The 18,285-nt window shown below is 58.0% G+C and carries 10 protein-coding genes and 2 pseudogenes; 7 read left to right on the forward strand and 5 right to left on the reverse strand.

Going from position 1 to position 18,285, the window contains the following annotated elements; translation table 11 throughout:
• The first annotated feature begins 17 nt into the window (after positions 1-17).
• Positions 18-728, forward strand: coding sequence for a response regulator (locus AC1MDT_RS06335; RefSeq protein ID WP_480421215.1), 711 nt, complete (start codon positions 18-20; stop codon positions 726-728).
• The gene (locus AC1MDT_RS06340; protein ID WP_480421216.1) at positions 725-2,098 is read left to right on the forward strand and encodes a sensor histidine kinase; all 1,374 of its coding nucleotides are present in this window, start codon (positions 725-727) and stop codon (positions 2,096-2,098) included. The genes AC1MDT_RS06335 and AC1MDT_RS06340 overlap by 4 nt, the downstream gene beginning before the upstream one ends.
• A 210-nt stretch (positions 2,099-2,308) precedes the next feature.
• On the opposite strand, the gene AC1MDT_RS06345 is transcribed toward AC1MDT_RS06340, so the two are convergent.
• A complete protein-coding gene (locus AC1MDT_RS06345) occupies positions 2,309-3,853 on the reverse strand; it encodes a Fic family protein (RefSeq protein WP_480421217.1) in 1,545 nt (514 codons plus the stop codon).
• Positions 3,854-4,380: 527 nt separating this feature from the next.
• Here AC1MDT_RS06345 and AC1MDT_RS06350 point away from each other — a divergent pair.
• A complete protein-coding gene (locus AC1MDT_RS06350) occupies positions 4,381-5,730 on the forward strand; it encodes an MFS transporter (RefSeq protein ID WP_480421218.1) in 1,350 nt (449 codons plus the stop codon).
• On the opposite strand, the gene AC1MDT_RS06355 is transcribed toward AC1MDT_RS06350, so the two are convergent.
• Complete coding sequence (locus tag AC1MDT_RS06355; protein WP_480421219.1) at positions 5,690-6,745, reverse strand: helix-turn-helix domain-containing protein; 1,056 nt, start codon at positions 6,743-6,745, stop codon at positions 5,690-5,692. The genes AC1MDT_RS06350 and AC1MDT_RS06355 overlap by 41 nt on opposite strands.
• A gap of 229 nt (positions 6,746-6,974) precedes the next feature.
• Here AC1MDT_RS06355 and AC1MDT_RS06360 point away from each other — a divergent pair, with 229 nt between their 5' ends.
• The 4 genes from AC1MDT_RS06360 (at position 6,975) to AC1MDT_RS06375 (ending at position 13,057) form a co-directional block, all read left to right on the forward strand.
• Complete coding sequence (locus tag AC1MDT_RS06360) at positions 6,975-9,611, forward strand: autotransporter family protein (RefSeq protein WP_480421220.1); 2,637 nt, start codon at positions 6,975-6,977, stop codon at positions 9,609-9,611.
• Between the two features lie 133 nt (positions 9,612-9,744).
• On the forward strand, positions 9,745-11,841 hold the full coding sequence (locus tag AC1MDT_RS06365) for a tetratricopeptide repeat-containing sulfotransferase family protein (protein ID WP_480421221.1): 2,097 nt from the start codon (positions 9,745-9,747) through the stop codon (positions 11,839-11,841).
• Positions 11,838-12,698, forward strand: coding sequence for an alpha/beta hydrolase (locus AC1MDT_RS06370; RefSeq protein WP_480421222.1), 861 nt, complete (start codon positions 11,838-11,840; stop codon positions 12,696-12,698). The genes AC1MDT_RS06365 and AC1MDT_RS06370 overlap by 4 nt, the downstream gene beginning before the upstream one ends.
• Before the next feature lie 2 nt (positions 12,699-12,700).
• Positions 12,701-13,057: an adenylyl-sulfate kinase gene (locus AC1MDT_RS06375; protein ID WP_480421223.1), complete on the forward strand. Its 357-nt coding sequence runs from the start codon at positions 12,701-12,703 to the stop codon at positions 13,055-13,057.
• Positions 13,058-13,704: 647 nt separating this feature from the next.
• On the opposite strand, the pseudogene AC1MDT_RS06380 reads toward AC1MDT_RS06375, so the two are convergent.
• From AC1MDT_RS06380 to AC1MDT_RS06390, 3 genes and pseudogenes are all read right to left on the reverse strand, one after another.
• Positions 13,705-13,824, reverse strand: a pseudogene (locus tag AC1MDT_RS06380) (type II toxin-antitoxin system RelE/ParE family toxin); the annotation flags it as partial.
• Positions 13,825-13,843: 19 nt separating this feature from the next.
• Positions 13,844-14,155, reverse strand: a pseudogene (locus tag AC1MDT_RS06385) (rhodanese-like domain-containing protein); the annotation flags it as partial.
• A 165-nt stretch (positions 14,156-14,320) separates the two neighbouring features.
• Complete coding sequence (locus tag AC1MDT_RS06390) at positions 14,321-18,172, reverse strand: nSTAND3 domain-containing NTPase (RefSeq protein WP_480421224.1); 3,852 nt, start codon at positions 18,170-18,172, stop codon at positions 14,321-14,323.
• Positions 18,173-18,285 lie beyond the last annotated feature (113 nt).

Below are 18,285 nucleotides of genomic sequence, written 5' to 3' on the forward strand. Positions count from 1 at the left end.
TGAAGTGATACGCGCCGGTGAGCAGTCTTTTGATCGTGGACGATGACCTTGAGGTCCTTGCTCTGCTGAAGAAATTTTTTGTGCAACACGGCTATTCGGTGGAGGTCGCCACCGATGGCACCTCACTGTGGTCAGCCATGGAACGTCAGGCACCGGACCTGATCATTCTCGACCTGATGCTGCCGGGGGAAAACGGATTGACGCTGTGCCAGCGCCTGCGCCAGCAATACCCCACGCCGGTGATAATGCTGACCGCCATGAGCGAGCTGAGTGATCGGGTGGTGGGGCTGGAGATGGGGGCCGACGATTATCTCGGCAAACCCTTCGACGCTCGCGAGCTGTTGGCCCGGGTGCGCGCGGTGTTGCGTCGGGCCGCAGAGAGCCGGCCGTTGTCCGGGCAGATGCCGCGGCCGCTGATCAAGTTCGCCGACTGGCAGCTGGACCTTACCCGGCGGGAGCTACGTTCGCCGGATCAGGTGATGATTCCGTTGTCGGCCGGGGAGTTTGATTTGTTGCTGGTATTTGTCGAGCACTCGCAGCGCATCCTGACCCGGGAACGGTTGCTGGACCTGGCCCGAGGTCGCAGCCATGAAGCATTCGACCGGAGCATCGACGTTCAGGTCAGCCGCTTGCGACGCAAGTTGGCGTTCGACAGCAAACGCGTGGAGATCATTCGCACTGTGCGCAACGTCGGCTACCTGTTCACTCCCAATGTGACTCGCCAATGAAGGGGAGCAAGGCCGGCCGGCATCTGCGCGCGCGCGATACAATCGCTCGCTGGATCGCTCTGACTACTATCGCCGCCATGCTCACTTCGCTGGGCTTCAACGCACTGTTCACCCAGCTGGCGGGCGTATGGGCGTATCCGCCGCTGACCGAGACCGGGTTGCTGGAGAAGGTTTCCTTACTGAGCAAGCTGATCGAAGCTTCACCCGCCCCGCAGCGTGAACGCCTGGCCGCCGCCGCCAGTGACAGCAACTTGAACATCAGTTGGCACGCCAGCCGTGAAGAGCTGAATGTGCCGACGGTCCCCGACGCAATCCGTCGTGCGGCCACACTTCAGGTGCAGCGCCTGTTCGAGGCCCCTAAACGCCGACTTGAAGCCTATCAACCCGGCGACTGGCCACAGCAAAATGGCCACTACACCTTGCTGGTGCAACTGATGGATGGTTCCTGGCTGATGTTCAGCATTTCTTCGCGCAGCTGGGGACTGGGGCAGTGGCAGCGTGACCTGATCCTGATCGTACTGGTGCTGCTGTCCACCGGACTCGTCGCACTGATTGCCACCCGCCGCCTGGCCAGGCCCTTGCAGCAATTCGCCCAAGGCGCCCGACGTTTTGGTGTCGACTTCCGCGCCCCGCCCATCGAGCCGGTCGGCCCCCAGGAGATCCGCCAGGCGATCCTCGCGTTCAACGCGATGCAGGCTCAATTGCAACACTTCATCAACGACCGCACCCAAATGCTCGCCGCCATCTCCCACGACCTGCGCACGCCCCTGACCCGCATGCGCCTGCGTGGCGAATTCATTGAAGACCCCGAGCAACAGCAGCGACTGTTTCGCGACGTCGACGAAATGCAGGCCATGATTAACTCCAGCCTGCAATTTTTTCGCGACGATGCCCGACTGGAACAGGCCACGCAGTTCGACCTCGCAGAATTGCTGCAAACCCTCATCGACGACTACCGCGACCAGTCCATCGACATCACCTTCAGTGGCCCGCCCCATCTTGTTTTCTTTGGTCGTCCGCTGGGCCTCAAGCGCGTCATCACCAACCTGCTGGACAACGCCATCAAATACGCCTGCGACCCGGCCGTCGAACTGCGTGGGAACGATGAGCAGGTGACCATTCTCGTACTGGACCGCGGGCCGGGGATCCCGGTCGAAAGCCATGAGCAGGTGTTTGCACCTTTCTTCCGGCTGGAAAGCTCGCGCAATAAAAGCACCGGTGGTGTGGGGTTGGGTTTATCGGCGGCAAGAGCGATTGTGTTGGAGCAAGGCGGGGCGTTGACCCTGAGCAGTCGCAAGGCTGGAGGATTGGAGGTGAGGGTGGTGTTGCCGGTGTTGAAGGGGGAGGCGGTTGGGCAACGGAATAACTGATGATTCAGGCGTCAATCGAGTCGCGGCCTTCGCGAGCAGGCTCGCTCCCACAATTGACTGCCTTCCCCTGTGGGAGCGAGCCTGCTCGCGAAGAGGCCGGCACAATCACCGTAAATCCCAGCCAAAATAAACACACCGGATGGCATTCGCCGATACGAAAACAGTGTCAATCGTCATCGTGCCAAGAGGAAGTCCGACAATGCTTGAAGATCACTCTTCGCCGCTCCCCACTTCTCGTTCTTCGAATGCGGAGCGCACGGCTTCCACAACACGTTCCGCCCGTTGAGCGTCGTCCAGTTGCGGATACGCTTTCTTCAATTTGCCAGATACCTGCCAGCCATTTTCCTTGAGAGAGCGAATGATGCGGTTCGCGTCCTGATCCGGCATTTCCAGCACCTCTTTGAGTCGCTCCTGGGCGCGCTGGAAAATGACCAGCACACGGGCCTCATCGGCCATCTCGGTACGGACCGTATGCGCCACGACCTGTGCCGTGTACAGGACGTGTTCGGTCAAATCGGGATAGCGCCATGCAAATTGCGCGTCGTCATAGTCATCGAAGACCAGGTTGCTCGAGGTGCCGTCCTCGTAGACGACGAGTTCGCCAAACCGATAGGACGCTGCGTAGCGTTGCATGAACGGCCGCGAAAACACCTCCAGCGTACGATCGTAGCGCGCCCGAAAATCAATCGAGCTCGTGATGGTGGCCGACACCGGCAGGATCACGCCATCAGGCAATGCCTTATCGCGGATCAGGGTGTCGTTGATCAGGAAGCGATGGATCCGGCCATTGCCGTCCCGCATGGGGTGGATATACACAAAGGCGAAGGCGATTGCAGCTGCCCGGGCCAGCGGCTCGGCGCCCCGTGTTGCCAGCTCGAATGCTTTCAGGCCATCGAGCAGTTGCGTTAGCCCCTCAAATTGCGGCGCAATGTAGTGCACGATGTCCTCGCGCATGGTCGCCTGTCCTACGAAGACCGGCGAGTACCGCAGGCCCAGTCCGAAGGACTCATGACCCAAAATACCGGCTTGCAACGTGTGCAGGCTATCGTTGCTCAACGGATCCTTGATATGGCCACAGTACTTGGCGATCACGTGGGCAAACCGCTGGATCCTGTCGGCTTGGTCTGCCTCTTTCTCGATCAGAAAGCTTGCACGCGACTCCTTGAACGTCAGCCAACTGGCCGTGCGCATCAGAATGTCGGCGCCAAAGGTTTGGTTCAGCTCGCGCAGTGCTGCATCCAGGTCAAATTGCAGCGCTTGCTGTACGGAATTGGTACGGCGGACCAGGGGGCAGAACTCCGGCACGCCGGGCAGATTATCGTTGATGCGCCAGCGCCGTATCCGCAGTGGCTCAACGCGGGTCAGGTACTGCTGCGATGAAACAGCATCGACATAGCCGCCATTGGTCACATCTGGCACATCCAGATGCTGTCCGGTTAGCCACTCGTAAAGGAATCCGGCGCGGCGGGCATATTGGCCAAAGGGCGCTTGCCGGCACCAGGCTTCGATGGACTCTGGGCCAGCAGCCGCAAAGAGACGGGCGAAAAACTCGAGGTGAATTTCTTCGTACTTGAGCCCAAACTCGAAATGCCCCGCGAAATTGTCCACCGGCTGGTAGCTGGCGGGATACTTGTTCTCGACATGTCCGTTGCTCTCGCGGCTCATCCGTGTCGTACCGATCACCGATTCGACACGTAGGGGTTGTGCAAGCGCGATAGCGTAGCGATCGGCGAGTGCCTTGAAGCCTACTTGCATAGTCGAATCCCCTAACGAGAGCTAAAAAATGATAACCAGAAGGGGATAGTACGCGAAAACAATAATTCGATGGACGCGAAAACGCTAACGCTCACTAAAATTTGATAACAATTCAGCTACTCTCGCCGAAAACGATAACGGCCTCTGCCAAAAGCGGTCCCAATACCCTCCCCGAAGGGCACTTGCTCGGCATCCATGTTGCGGAACGCATCAGCTTTCGGCGGTACTCTAACTCTCCGGTGGGACACGATCAGATAGCTCGGATCCCGTCCCCCTCTGTTTTATTTGAAAGCCCCCCATTTTCGTAGCTGACCGGTGGCGTAATAACGCACGCCTCAAGTGATATCATCTGGCCTTCATCGTAAAATGTGTCAATTTGACATCGGCTTTTGAGTCCTTGTGTCAAGGCAATGCCGATGCGGGTCCGTACGGGTAGACTCAATCGCCACACTCCTGACGTTGTGTTCATGGCAAGGAGCCTGAAATGAGCATGTTCTGATTTTCAGTGCTGTCCAAAAGGGCGAAAAATGCCAAAAACTGCTGTATCGCCACAGGCTCCAGCGTCATTAATCGAGTTGTCCGCACATACCCGTGCGCACAATAAGCGCGTGGCCCTCGCCGCCGCTATCGGTAATGGCCTGGCGACTTATGATTTCACGGTCTACAGCTTTTCTGCAGTGGCCATCGGCAAGTTGTTCTTTCCTTCCGACAGCGCGTTTGGATCGCTGTTGCTGTCATTGCTCACCTTTGGTGCCGGGTTCGCGATGCGTCCGATCGGCGCGTTGTTCATCGGTCATCTGGCCGATCGCAAAGGGCGAAAGGCGGGCCTGACCTGCTCTATTGCGTTGATGACGCTGGGCACCGCGTTGATGGTATTCATGCCGCCCTATAGCGTCATGGGGCCAGGGGCCACGCTACTGATCGTTGCCGCGCGGCTGATGCAGGGGTTCGCGGTGGGCGGCGAGATTGGCGTTTCCTCGGTGGTGCTGATGGAGCTGACCGCCCGGAAGAATCGTTGTTATGGGGTCAGCTGGCGTGCGGCGAGCCAGGCTGCCGCCGCGCTGGCAGGGGCTCTGGTCGGCGCATTTACCACGATGATGCTGAGCCCTGAGGCTTTGCTCCAGTGGGGCTGGCGCATTCCGTTTGTTGTCGGACTGTTGATCGGACCGGTCGGCTGGTACCTGCGTCGGCAAATGCCCGACGCTGTGATGAAAAAGTCCCGTCGCCCGGCTATGAAGACACTCTTGGTGCAGCACTCCCGGCCGTTCTGGCTAGGCATACTGTTGATGGCAACACCGACAGCTGGCATTTATATACTGGTGTTTTACATGCCCATTTATCTGGCCGGCACGCTGCACATGCCGGCGACCGTCAGCCTGCTATCCTCCTGCCTGTCGAGCACCCTGATTTTCATCGGTGTGCCACTGCTGGCTCGCATCACCGACAGGCAACGCCTGCGCAAGCCGATCCAGTATTTGACGATGATCAGCAGCATTGTGCTGGTTTACCCGGTTTTCCTGCTATTGACGACAGGGATTGGCGAGCCACTCTCATTGCTGGTCATTGGTGGGTATTCACTGCTGTTGCTGTGTAGCAACGCCGCAACCACTGTGATGATGTTGGAAGCCTTTCCCCGTCATTATCGGGCGACTTCCATTTCGACGATCTACAGCCTGGGAACACTGATTTTTGGCGGCTTTTGCCCCTTTATCGTGACCTGGATGATCGGCGTGACCGGTAATCCAATGGCGCCTGCCTGGTATCTGTTGGCAGTCATGTGTATCAGCCTGTTTGCACTGATCCTGTTTCCAGACAGCCTTCAACGATTACGTTCGATCAGGTCCGCGAACTATTGCGCAGACGCTGCGACGCGATGAACCGCAGATCTTGTGGTGCCATTTCGTAGGTCCGACGAAAGGCCCGGGTAAAGTCCGAAGCACTTTTGAAACCCAGCCCATAAGCGATATCCATCACCGGCAGGTTCGGGAATTTGACCAACTCATCGGCCGCCTCGCGCAGCCGGCGATTGCGGATATAGGCGCCGAGCCCTCCCTCATGCTCGAACAGGCGATAGAGCGAAGGGCGGGGCAACTGCAATGCTTCCAACAAGCTTTCCGGGGACAGCGAGTCTCGATGGAGGTTGGCCTGAACATAACGCCGAGCTTTGTCGAACATGGCCGCGCGCACCGCGGCACGTGCATTGCCGCTGAGTTTGGTTTGTTTGCCAAGCGCGGCGAGCAGCAGTTGCACAGTCACATGGAAGGCGCTGTCCGCTTCATGTTCCCGCAGCCCGGGAAGGTTTCTGGAAAACGCCAGCAGATGCTCGATGAACAACTGCGTCAAGGGTGAAGTGTTTTCAAACGCTCTGCCGTGGATGGCTTCTGCATGGGGAAAGGCTGTGTCCACAACCGAGCGGGGCATGACCAATGTCAGCACCTGGCAAGCGCTACGTTGCATGCGTATCGGCTGATTCAGATCGATGGCAAAAATACTGGCGGTCGAATGCCTTCGTCCGCGTGACCGATCGCCCCTCCCAACGGACTCGATCCCGCCCGCCGTGAATACCTGAAAGACATAATCGCGCTGGGTATCCGTGGAGATACGCGCCACTGAACGATCAAGCAGCAGGCTATCGCTGACGCAGTTGGTGAAGCGACTAGTGCCGAGATCGTATCGATCGATGGCCCCATGGAAAGGCAGTTCGACTTGTGCCAATGAAGGCAGCACATCGATGACATGACCGACCCGCTCCCGCCAGGCCAGCAACTGCCGAGGTACTGACTCACCACTGACATTGAAGTGATGGTGCTTGAGTTCGAGAGCAGGCAATGGAGCACCATTAGGTTTTTTGATCGTGGTGCTATCCATTATCCATCCAATTGTTTCCGCCAAGACCTCAGTCGCGCGACACGTTAGCGTAACGCGACCCACAGGTTCAAAAAAAGTTCAAAAACTGAGACGCACGGTCAAGTGCCCTCCGTAACCCCCCGCAAAATGCCACCAAAAAACCTAGAGCCTAAAAAACTGCCAGTCAGGTCGTGATTCAGGAGGACGTGCTGTTACGCATGGTTGATCCCGAAAATCGCAACGACCCGTTCATTAAAACCGGGGGAAACATCACATGCACTCGTTCAAACACTCACCGTCACGCATACCAGGCCGATTGACGGTCCTGGCCATCGCCATTGCGTCGGCATTGGCCGCAGGCCAAGCCAGTGCCGTTAATTCGTATGGTAATTACAACAGCAGCCCGACTCCCTCGCTGGACAACCCGGCACTGACCACTCTCCATGGCAACAGTGCCGGTGTTTACAACACCAGCAGCATTGGGACGTTGAGCAACAGCGGCAGCATCACTGGCAACAACCTTGGCATTAGGAACAGCAGTAGCGGCAGCATTACCTCGCTGAACAATAACGCTGGCGGCACCATCAGCAGCGGTGGCTCCTCTAGCATTGGCAACACCGGTAGCATCGGCACGCTGAACAACAGCGGCACTATCAGCAGCAGCAACATGGGTATTTCCAACTACAATGGCGGCCTCATCGGCACGCTGAATAACAGCGGCAGCATCACGGGCCCCGGCGCTGGCATTAACAACAACAGTACCATTACCTCGCTGAGCAATAACGCTGGCGGCACCATCAGTGGCGCTAACACCGGGATTTACAACGGTGGCAGCATCGGCACGCTGAGCAACACCGGCACCATCAGCGGCGCCAGCTCTGGTGGTATTAGCAACAACGGCAGCATCGGCACGCTGAGCAACAGCGGCACCATCAGCGGTTACGATGGCATTTACAACTACGGTACCATCACCTCGCTGAACAACAGCGGTCTGATCACGGGTACTGGATTCGCCATTTATAACGATACACACGGGACCCTGAGCACTGTCACCAACTCCGGAACCATCGCCGGCGAGATCCGCAATCTCTCCACGCAGAACCTGACGATCAATGGCGGCACCGGCTCGGTGTTCGGCATCCTGACCGGCTCCGGCACAGGCGTGGGTTCGGACAACCTCGGCCAGATCACCAATAGTTTCTCGAACCTGGTATTCGGCTCGGGCAACCTGTTGCTCAATGACAACATCAACGTTTCGGGTGAACCTACCCATACGGTGTCTAACCTGGCGGCAACGCTGCAGGTCAATAACACGATCGCTATCAACGGCAATTACCAGCAGGGCGCCAATGCCAGCCTGATCTTCGGCGTGGCCAGCAACCCAGTCGCCACCGGTAATGCCGTGACCGACAGCGGTTATGGCCGCCTGGTCGTGTCCGGGACGGCGAACATCGAGGCGGGCTCCACGGTCGGCCTGCAGACGCTGGGCAGTTACGGTTTTGCTCAAGGCCAGCGTTACGTGGTGGTTCAAGCCAACGCCACCGGCACCAACTACAACGCCAGCAGCCTGCATTACACGGCCCCAGGGTATAACGTGACGGGCGCCAGTGTGGCGGATAGCACTCATGCCGACTTGTTGCTCACCGTGGGGGCGGCCATACCGGTGACTCCAGTGACCCCAGTTACTCCGGTGACTCCAGACACTCCAGTCGTTGTGGTGACTCCGGTCACTCCAGTGGTTAATCCAGTGTATGCCCCGCTCAATCAGGCCACCACGGCCAACGGCAGCGCAACCCTGGCCGGGCTGTTCAATTACGGCGGTTACAATCCCGGCCTGATGAACCTGTTCAACGCCGCCGCCGCCCTCGATTCCCCGGCCGCCGGCAACCACGCCGGTGCCCAGCTGAGCCCGACCGCGAACGCCAGCGCCGCCACCCAGGCGTCGACCGCGTCCACCGTACAAGTGCTGAATGTCACGTCGGCGCACCTCGAAGGCCTGCGCACCGCGCAGAACGACACCTTCGGCAGTGGCGTCGCCACCGGCGAAAGCGCCAACAACAGCGGGCTCTGGGGCCAGGCCTTTGGCGGCAGCTCTCGTCTGGAGAGTGACGATGTCGCCGGCTACCACGCCCATTACAGCGGCCTGTTGCTCGGTGCCGATGGGTTGATTAACGACAGCTGGCGCGCCGGCGGTCTGTTCAGCTACACCAAGACCACGGTGAACAACGACGGCGACAACACCGGCAGTTCCGCCGACGTGAAGTCCTACGGCCTGTTCGGTTATGCCAGCTACCAAGGCCAACCGTGGTACCTGGACCTGTCGCTGGGAGCTGTTCAGCACCAATACGACACCTCGCGTGAAATCGATTTCACCGGCTTTAACGGTGGTTCGGCCACCGGTCAGCACGAAGGCATGCAGTACATCGCGTCCGCGGTGGCCGGTTACCCGATCGACCTCGGCGCGGCGCTGGGCCACACGGTCCTCACGCCGATTGCCGGTTTGACCTACAGCACCTTGCGTCAGGACAGCTACACCGAATCCGGTGGCAGCGGCGCGGCCCTGCACATCGACTCCACCAGCAGCACTTCGCTCAAGAGCGACCTGGGCGCCAAGCTGGAACGCTCCTTCGCCACGTCCTACGGCAGCGTCGTGCCGTCGGCGCAACTGACCTGGCGTCATGAGTACCACGACACCAGCCTGCAGTCGGTCGCCAACTTTGCCGCCGATGGCTCGGGCGCCACCAGCTTCACCAGTCCGGGCGCGAAAGCGATTGACGACACCGGGGTGCTGGCGCTGGGCGTCACGCTGCTGCACAGCGAAAACCTCAGCCTGGGGGTGAAGTACACCCTGGAAGCGGCGAGCGGTTACACCGCCAATACCGGTGATGTGCAGGTGCGCTGGAACTTCTGATCCGCTACATTCCCGTCATCCGGTAGCGCCCATGGTTCAGGGATGAACCATGGGCGTTTATCTGTCGGTCGGCAGCGGATGTGGACGAAAATTCTTTGCACACTGGTCGCTACTCCCTATTTGAAGGCCCCGTATGAGCAGCACACCGACAACTTCCGGCACCCCACAACTGACGTTTTCCGAAGCCATGACCCTGGCCCATCAACACTGGAGCGCGGGTCAGGCACAACAGGCCGAGCAGTTGTGTCTGCGCATTCTGGCGCAATGGCCACAACAGGCCGATGCCCTGCATTTGCTCGGGCTGATAGCCCACGCCTTTGGTCGGCTGGAGTTGGCCGTGACCTACTTGCGTCAGGCGTGCCAAACGCTGAGCGCACCGGCGATTTATTTCAGTAATTTAGCCGAGATGTGCCGGCAGCAAGGCCTGCTGGCCGAGGCCGAACAGGCGGGTCGACAGGCCGTTGCGCTGGATCCTGCGCTGGTGGATGCCTGGAGCAACTTGGGGATCATCCTGCAGGAAAGCGGCAAACTGGACGACAGCCTTGAGTGTTTGCAGCGCGTCGTGACTATGCGGCCGGACGCTGCACAAGCCCACAATAATCTGGCCAATACCTTTCGCCGCCTGGATCGACAAGACCGCGCCGAGTGGCATTACAAACAGGCGTTGATCCTCGATCCGAATTACGCCGAGGCTTACAGCAACCTGTCTTTTTTGCTGAGTTCACAAGGGAATTTCGACGAGGCGGTGGCGGTCGGTCGACGGGCCATCGAACTCAACCCGCGGCTGGTCGATGCGTACCTGAATATCGCCGAAGCCGAAACGCAACGCTTGAATCATGGCGAGGCGTTGCGCTGGCTGGATGCACTGCACACGTTTGCCCCCCAGCATGTCGGTGGCCTCACGGCACGCGCCCTCGTTTTGAAAAAGGGCGGGCTCCTCGACGAGGCCCTGCGCTGCGCGCGGCAAGCGCTGGCATTGGCACCCCATGACGCCAGTGTCCACCATGCCATGGGCAATGCGCTTCAGGCTGTCGATCTGCACGATGAAGCGCTGGAGCATTTCAATCAGGCGATAGCATTACCTGGCTCGGTGACCGAAGAAGCGATGATCGCGCGAGCCGTATTGCTCCTGGAAAGTGGCCGCAAGGAAGAGGCCGCCGTGGCCTTCGAGCAGGCGCTGAGCGCGTTCCCGGGGTCAATCCGCGCTCTGACGGGGCGCTCGGACAGCAAAACCTTTAAACCCGGCGATGCCGATATCGCAGCCATGGAGGCGGGGTTGGTGCGTGAGGAAGGTCTATTACTGGCCGACAAGCTGACGACCCACTTTGCCTTGGGCAAGGCGTATCTCGACACGGGTGATTCCGTGCGCGCCTTCCATCACCTGGATACAGGAAACCGGCTCAAGCGTTCCACCTTCACCTTTGATTCTCACACTGCACAACACTGGATGCAGAACGTCGCCGGGTTGTTCACCGAGGAATTTCAATCCGCACACCAAGGCATGGGCGCAGCATCGTCGCTGCCGGTCTTCATCGTCGGCATGCCACGTTCCGGCACCACGCTGGTCGAGCAGATTCTGGCTTCCCATCCGCAGGTGCAGGGCGCAGGCGAACTGTCGGCGTTACGCCTGGCGGTGGAACGCCAAGGGGCATTCCCGCAAAACCTGGTCAACTGTTCAGCGCAGGACCTGGCCAGGACCGGTCATGACTATCTTGCGCGAATCAAGCCACTGGCCGACGGTCGGGATCGACTGGTCGACAAGATGCCGGGCAATTTTGTCTATGCCGGCCTGATTCCGTTGATCCTGCCCGGCGCCCGCATCATTCACTGCCGCCGCGATCCGGTCGATACCTGCCTTTCCTGTTACAGCAAGCAATTCAGCGGTGAGCAACTGTTCACCTACGACCAGGCCGAACTGGGGCAGTTCTATCGCGATTATGAAGTCTTGATGGGGCACTGGCGGCAGTTGCTACCCGCCGAGTCCTTCATTGAAGTGGACTACGAGTTGGTGCTGGACGATCTTGAAGGGCAGGCGAAACGCTTGATCGACTTCATTGACCTGCCGTGGGACGAGGCCTGTCTGGACTTTCACAAGACCCAACGGGTGGTGCGCACCGCCAGCGTCAATCAGGTGCGCCAGCCCCTCTACAAAACGTCGAAAGGTCGCTGGCACGCGCATGCCGAACAGCTCGAGCCGCTGTTGGCGGCGCTGGGAATTACCGAGGGATGAAAAGCCTGAGCACGTCACTGCCACAGGGTCTGCTGACGGCGCTCACCTGTCTGTGTGTGATGCTGGGGATGCTCGCAGGCTGTGCCGATCCGAACCAGCACGCCGAAACCCTGGCGCACACCGGTAACTTGCAGCGTGACCAGATCGATACCGACAGCTTTGTGCTGACCAGTTTTTACCGGATAACCCGTCCAGACCTGCCGTTGACTGTCTATATCGAAGGTGACGGAATGGCCTGGCGCTCGCGTACCGTCCCAGCCGAAAATCCGACACCGCATCAGGCCGAGGGCCTGGCCTTGGCGGTGATGGACCCGGCGCCCAACGTCGTGTATCTGGCTCGCCCCTGTCAATTCACGCCATTGGCGGTCAATCCACGCTGTGATAAAGCCTACTGGACCCACAAGCGTTTTTCCGAGGAAGTGGTCGAGGCCATGGATCAGGCCGTGACCCACTATGCGAGGAGGGTGCCGGGACAGCGCATCCATCTGGTCGGCTATTCGGGCGGCGGTGCGCTGGCGGTGCTGATCGCTGCCAGACGTCATGACGTCGTCTCGCTGCGTACCGTGGCTGGCAACCTTGATCATGCCGAAGTCAATCGACTGCATCACGTGTCGGCGATGCCGGAGTCGCTCAATGCCATCGACGTTGCACGCCAGGTTGCGTCTATCCCACAGCTTCACTTCAGCGGCGGCGATGACCGTGTCGTGCCGTCGTTGATTGCACAGCGTTTTGTCAGCGCCACGGCCAGTCAATGCGCGCATAGCCAAATCGTGCCGGGCATGAGCCATGAAAGCGACTGGGCTCGCCGCTGGCCGGAATTACTGCTAACCCCTCTGCCATGTTCCACTAGTCCCTGAGGATGAATAACAACCTGGCCGCCGTACCGCATGCACTGAGTGCATTGGACCGCGAAGCGCATTATGGCCACTGCGGCGCGGTAGTGTGGCTGACCGGACTGTCCGCTTCGGGTAAGTCCTCCTTGTCCATGGCGTTGGAGCTCGCGCTGACGAAGCTGGGGTATTTCTGTTATGTCCTCGACGGTGGCAACGTGCGCAGAGGCCTGAATGCGAATCTCGGCTTCAGTGCCGAAGACCGGACCGAGAACATCCGTCGCGTGGGTGAGGCTGCGGCCTTGTTTGCCGATGCGGGTCTGATCTGCACACCGCGTTCATTTCACCCTACCGCGCTGTGCGCTTTCTCTACTGGCTCCCAATAGGTCAAACACCGCGCATCAAAGACTCTCAGGGTCCCCGAAAAACATTTTGACTTGGCTCTAGGGCGGTGTTTTCAGGTCGATAAATCTTTTGTTTGCCCCCACTTTTGCCCCCATTCGCACCGAGTGTGCGAGTGATCGCGAATGGCGATCTTCGACGCACTCCAGTATGGAAGTGGCTGGTATTCAGTGCGCATCCGTATATTGGATGAGTAACCCGTATCTGGCAAACCCTTGCTCGTTCGGAAGAGGACATGGGTAATGAGTCGATACCCTTAAGCGGTGTTGTCGGGTCTGTTTCTCAGCACTTATCCTGAAATTGACTCGCGAAGTGTTCGTGCTCTGCGTGATGTTGCCAAGGCGCTGGTGGTCATGGGTATCGATCCGCGTGCCCATCGAGAGCTGGAGCGTAATGTTAGGCGCCTGGTCACGGAAAACGCCTGAGAAGCGGTTGTTCAGCATTGAAGTGGAACGCAAAGTTGAAAATGGTATTTCTGGTCTTGGGTCTCGATAGTCCGGTTAGGCCCAGAACCTCCCGCTTCAATTGGCCGCCAAGTCGGCTGACAACGAGGGCGCTCAGGTTGAGATGTAGAGGGGGCGCCTTACCTTCTCTGTTCTTGGCCAATTAAGCCGTTGGGCCAGGTCGCTGATCAGTGATTAGGCAAATGCAACTGCACTTCCATGACGTCATTAAGGAGTCGGACGATCTCGATCACGTCGTCGTTTGCCACACGATAGAACACGATATGGCGTAGACTTTTGACCGTCCCACGCGGGAGCGTCGGCAGAGAGCATGCACATGGCGCCTCGGCAATACGCAATGATAGTGGAATGATCTGGAAGGGTAGTAACCCAAGTTTCCAGGTCCTCCAGCTCAATGTTTAATGCGCCGGGCAGATGACCTGCTTCAAATTCATCTCCATGGCGCACATCCAAAAGAAAGACCGAGCCCTCTTTCATCCGTTCAGAAAGCTCATTCAGAGTGATCGCGTCCGCAGACTTAATGTTGAAAACCTGATAAACCGCACGATGGGCGAGTACGTCACAGGTAATACACAGCGTTACCTCGGTAGCTTCGAGCGACCTACCGCCTGAGTGCAGCGACTGGAAACGGCCGCAGCGGTGGGGTAGAGGCGTCGAGCTTTCGACCTTTCGACCTTTCGACCTGAGGGTCGGCTGCTTTGGCGTACCCCGGAATAAGGCGAATACTTCGGTAGCCCCCTAGCCGCGATGGCTTGGGGGCAGCTTGATCCTTCAGTTTCAGATTTATCCGGTCACCGATGCCACAACCCATCCATCGAGCGGCGGATATGTTGGATAGCTACGGGGCTCGCGCTCATTGAGCAGTTTGAGCCGCAAGGCTTCAATCTCCGTCAGCAACTCTCGGCTGTCTATGTTTAACTTCTTGACCATCCGTTCGATGTATTGGCAGGTCGCCCAATGCCGAGGTGGCTGTACCTCAAGAAGCTTCCGCAATACATCGGTAAGATCAGATGCATATGACGGTACAACGGCGTCAGAGTCCGAGGAACTGTTTGGCAACTGAGACAGCCTTTGCAAGAGCTGCATGAACCTCATATCTGGTTCCATATGCTTCAGAAACTGCTCTATGAATGCTCTGGGCACCCACTCATCAACTTCTGTAAGATCGTCCAGGACCCAAGGGGCAGCCTTGGCCATTAGGCCGATCCACTGTGCGGTGAGCTGTTCATCTGCTGCGACCTCAAAGAGCGATTTCCATGCCTTCGGCAGAAAGTCGCCTGTGGTCTGCATATTCCGCGCAAGCATGATGTCGAAAAGGCGCGGAGCATGTTCAGCGCCGAGGGCTTTGATGGCCTCCGAGAGCTCAACGGTGTCCCCTGAGGAAAGCATTGTCTCCCAGCAAATCTCGAACAGGGGATGGCTGGCTTGTTGAGCGAAGTGTGCCACGACAGGGCGCCAGATCTTGTGCGGGCCACCATAAACTCCGATGTACTGAACCTCTGGATGCCACCCTGTGAACACGTGCACAGCAGCATTCAGCAGCGCCGTTGGGGTATTCAGGATTGCCGGCAGTGAACTCAGCGCAAGCAGACCTTCCTCTGGGAGGATGAGTGTCAGGATCTCAGGAGGGACTGACTTTCTCGTGATCGCGGTCGCACGGAGCCAGTCAAGGTCTTCGGCCGCGGTTTCTAGCTGCTGCAGCAGCGCGTGTTGTTCTGCAGGTGTCAGCAAGTTCCACCGGGGAACCAGGTCGGCGACAACACGCATACGAGCGCTGGTGCCCGGTAATTCCAACAGCCTTTCCACGCGGCCTAAGCGTGTCGAGGGTTCAGACGTTGTACCTTCAATCAGAATGTCTGTCACACCAAGCATGTAATCGCTGAGTCGGCGAGTTGTGACACTGTTGTGCAGCAAATCAATCCAGTGATCCGCAATTCGTAGGAGCGCTTCATTTGGTATATGTGCCAGCCCCTCGGACAGCACATTGTAAAGGCGAGCTTCGCGAAAAACGGCGCCGGTAGGTAGCGCTTTCATGACTTGGCTCATCAACTCGCTGAACAGTTCCCAAGGGGGGGTGTCTCCGGTTTCCTCGATACGGTCAAAAAGCACAAGGCGTTCGATGAACGCTAAAGCAGCAATTGGAGAGTTTGCCATGGCTACCAGACCACCTTGGAGCTTGAGGCGCCTTTCTGGCTCGCAATCACCCCAAACAGCCAAGACCGACTTGAGAGCCTCAGTCGCTACAGCTGGATGCTCTTCTCCGAATATACGATCTAGCAGATCATCGTCATCGGCACGGGGTACAGAAAGCCACGCAGCGGCAGCTGGCGCTCGGATCAACGCAACGTCATAGCTGAGGAGGCGCCCCGCAGAGCTATGAGTCATTTTTTTCGGATGATGGCTTAAGTGTGTCAGCGCAGCCGCGGCTTGCTCCGGCGAAATGACAGTGGCTTCGGCGTTGTCGAGAGCTCGAACGACGTCCTTAATTTCCTCCCAGGGCCTTTCTTTGGTGAATATGCCACTTTCTATAGTGGCCCCCATGGTCCCAGCAGGAATACGGGGCTGCCCGTTAAACCATTCCACATCGTCAATATTAAAATAGGTGACAGCTGAAACCCATTTAGAAATCTGACTTTGCTTTTCGGAAGGCAAATGCGTGAGTCGCTTCACCAAGAAGCCAAAACAGTCATCGCGTGTTCTTGGGAAGATCGAGCTCAGGCCATCGATTGCGATTTCAATCACCGCCGCGCGACCATCCGGGGAATCAAGTCGATCGTAGAGCCAGGAAAGATTCCTGGCGGCCGCATCAGAGCTTTCCGGGGACAGGCTCAGCAGCGTACGACCCACTGTTTCGAGAGCACTTTTTGCTGCGCGCGCAGTAGCACCGTCAATCAGCGACTCAGAGCTCGCTCGGTAGAATGGGTGAGTAAATGCATACAAGCCGCCTGCTCGAATTTCCAAAATTCGGCGTGACTCCAGAATTTCAACCAATATATCCGTGCCAGAAACGAGTTCCGGTAATGGATCGTACTGTGGTTCAGGACGTCTGCCCCGAGTCGTCGGGGCACCAAAGGAAATTGATTTGCCAATGACCTTACTCCTGCCAGGACGATCAGGGCCGCCAGCACCCATTGCGAATGCCAGCTCTGTAGGGGATACCGGCAGGTCGGGTGTGGTCGAGATGGCCAAGGCAGTGACAAGAGGGCCAAGCCCCTCTGACTTCAAGGCTCGGCCAAGCGTCTGAGCGTCTTCGCGCGCGAGCCGAATTATCTCTGGCAGCGTTGCACCCGCTGACAATTTATGGTGGTTTGTAGCTAGATAAAGCAGGCAGCCTGGTTCGAGATCGAGTGCCGAAGTGGAGAGGGCAGATTGCACACACTCACTCAGCCATTTCGGTACGGAGTAGGTTGTGCAGGCCTGCGTCCAGACACTTGATAAAAAAACGCAGTCCAGGTGGCTAAGTTCTATCCACTTCACGCCGCGTGTTTCCATCTCATCGACGGACTTCTTGCGCGCGATCTCCAGCAACCGGTCCTGCGCTTGGACGACGATAAGCCTACGGTTTGTGCGGATCGACCCAAGCAATTGCTCAAGTAGAGCCAGCTCTCGTAAGGCATCGTCAGTGGCGTGCGCGCCACCGAATGGATCATCCACAACGGCAAGGCGATTCTCGTCCACCGGGTCCATCAAGAACCGTTGAGCCGATTGAACGCTTTCGGCAATTTTGACGATGAACCCCATTTGTTCAAAGTCACCCGCAAGTTGTCGCGATGTCATGGTCTTACCGATGCGTGGCCGACCGGCGAGGAGCAGTACTTTTTGCGCGGTTAATTTGAGTTTTAGGTTTTCCTCATCTCCTCGGGCTATATAGCCAGCGGGAGCCAGGCGTTCGTCGGGTCTGGCCGCCCGTATTTGCATCCGGATCGCTGGCAGCACATCGGCGCCGGTGCCTTTCGCGTCGAAGATGATGGTCTCCAGGGCCGTCAACGTCCCGGCGATAAGGTCGGGAACGACTCCGTGAACAGACTGGAGAAGACTTTCACACATTTGCTGCACCGTGCTTTCGTCCAGCCGCTCGATTACGCGTACACGTCGCACGGCTTGACGCAGCGCTGGATCCTTCAGCAGAGAGAAGAGGGTGCCGATGGCCTTTCTGCGCTGTTGTTGCAGAGGGCTATCCCCATTGAGGGGCACCTCATAAGACGCAAAACATTTTCGGATATTCGCCAGGTCTAGCGTCTTGATTCGAGTTGCTGGCCAAGGGGCAATCGGATCGCCAAGATCGGCTACATAAGTGGATGTGGCGTCATCACAGCGGCCAGAAGCGATCATCATGACGTTTTGGGTAGGGGTATTGACCAGACGTGCAATCAAAGGATCCTCGGCCTCGTGTGCCGGGAAATGGGCAAGCCAATCGGCGAGGGCATCAACAGTGACTTTAGCTTTCGCCCCTTTGACCTGAATTTCAAAGACTTTGCGACTCACGCTGTCGTCAAAAACCAATTGCGCATCTTCGCCACCGCGCGGTTCGATTTCCAATTGCGCGTGTGCGTTCTGTGCATGTTGCAGCGCCAAAAGCAGACATACACGATCCTGGAATTTGTATTTTTTGGGGCCAATGATTTCGATAGACATCCAGTTCCTCATGGATCTGCAGTGTGGTGGTGCAATCTAGCCGAATCATCCTGCCTCGACCATGGTCCTGAAGTTCGGTTGACAGCAAAAATCAGGATGGGTAAGGACTATTG

The sequence above is a fragment of the Pseudomonas sp. ASL7 genome, from assembly GCF_056680375.1.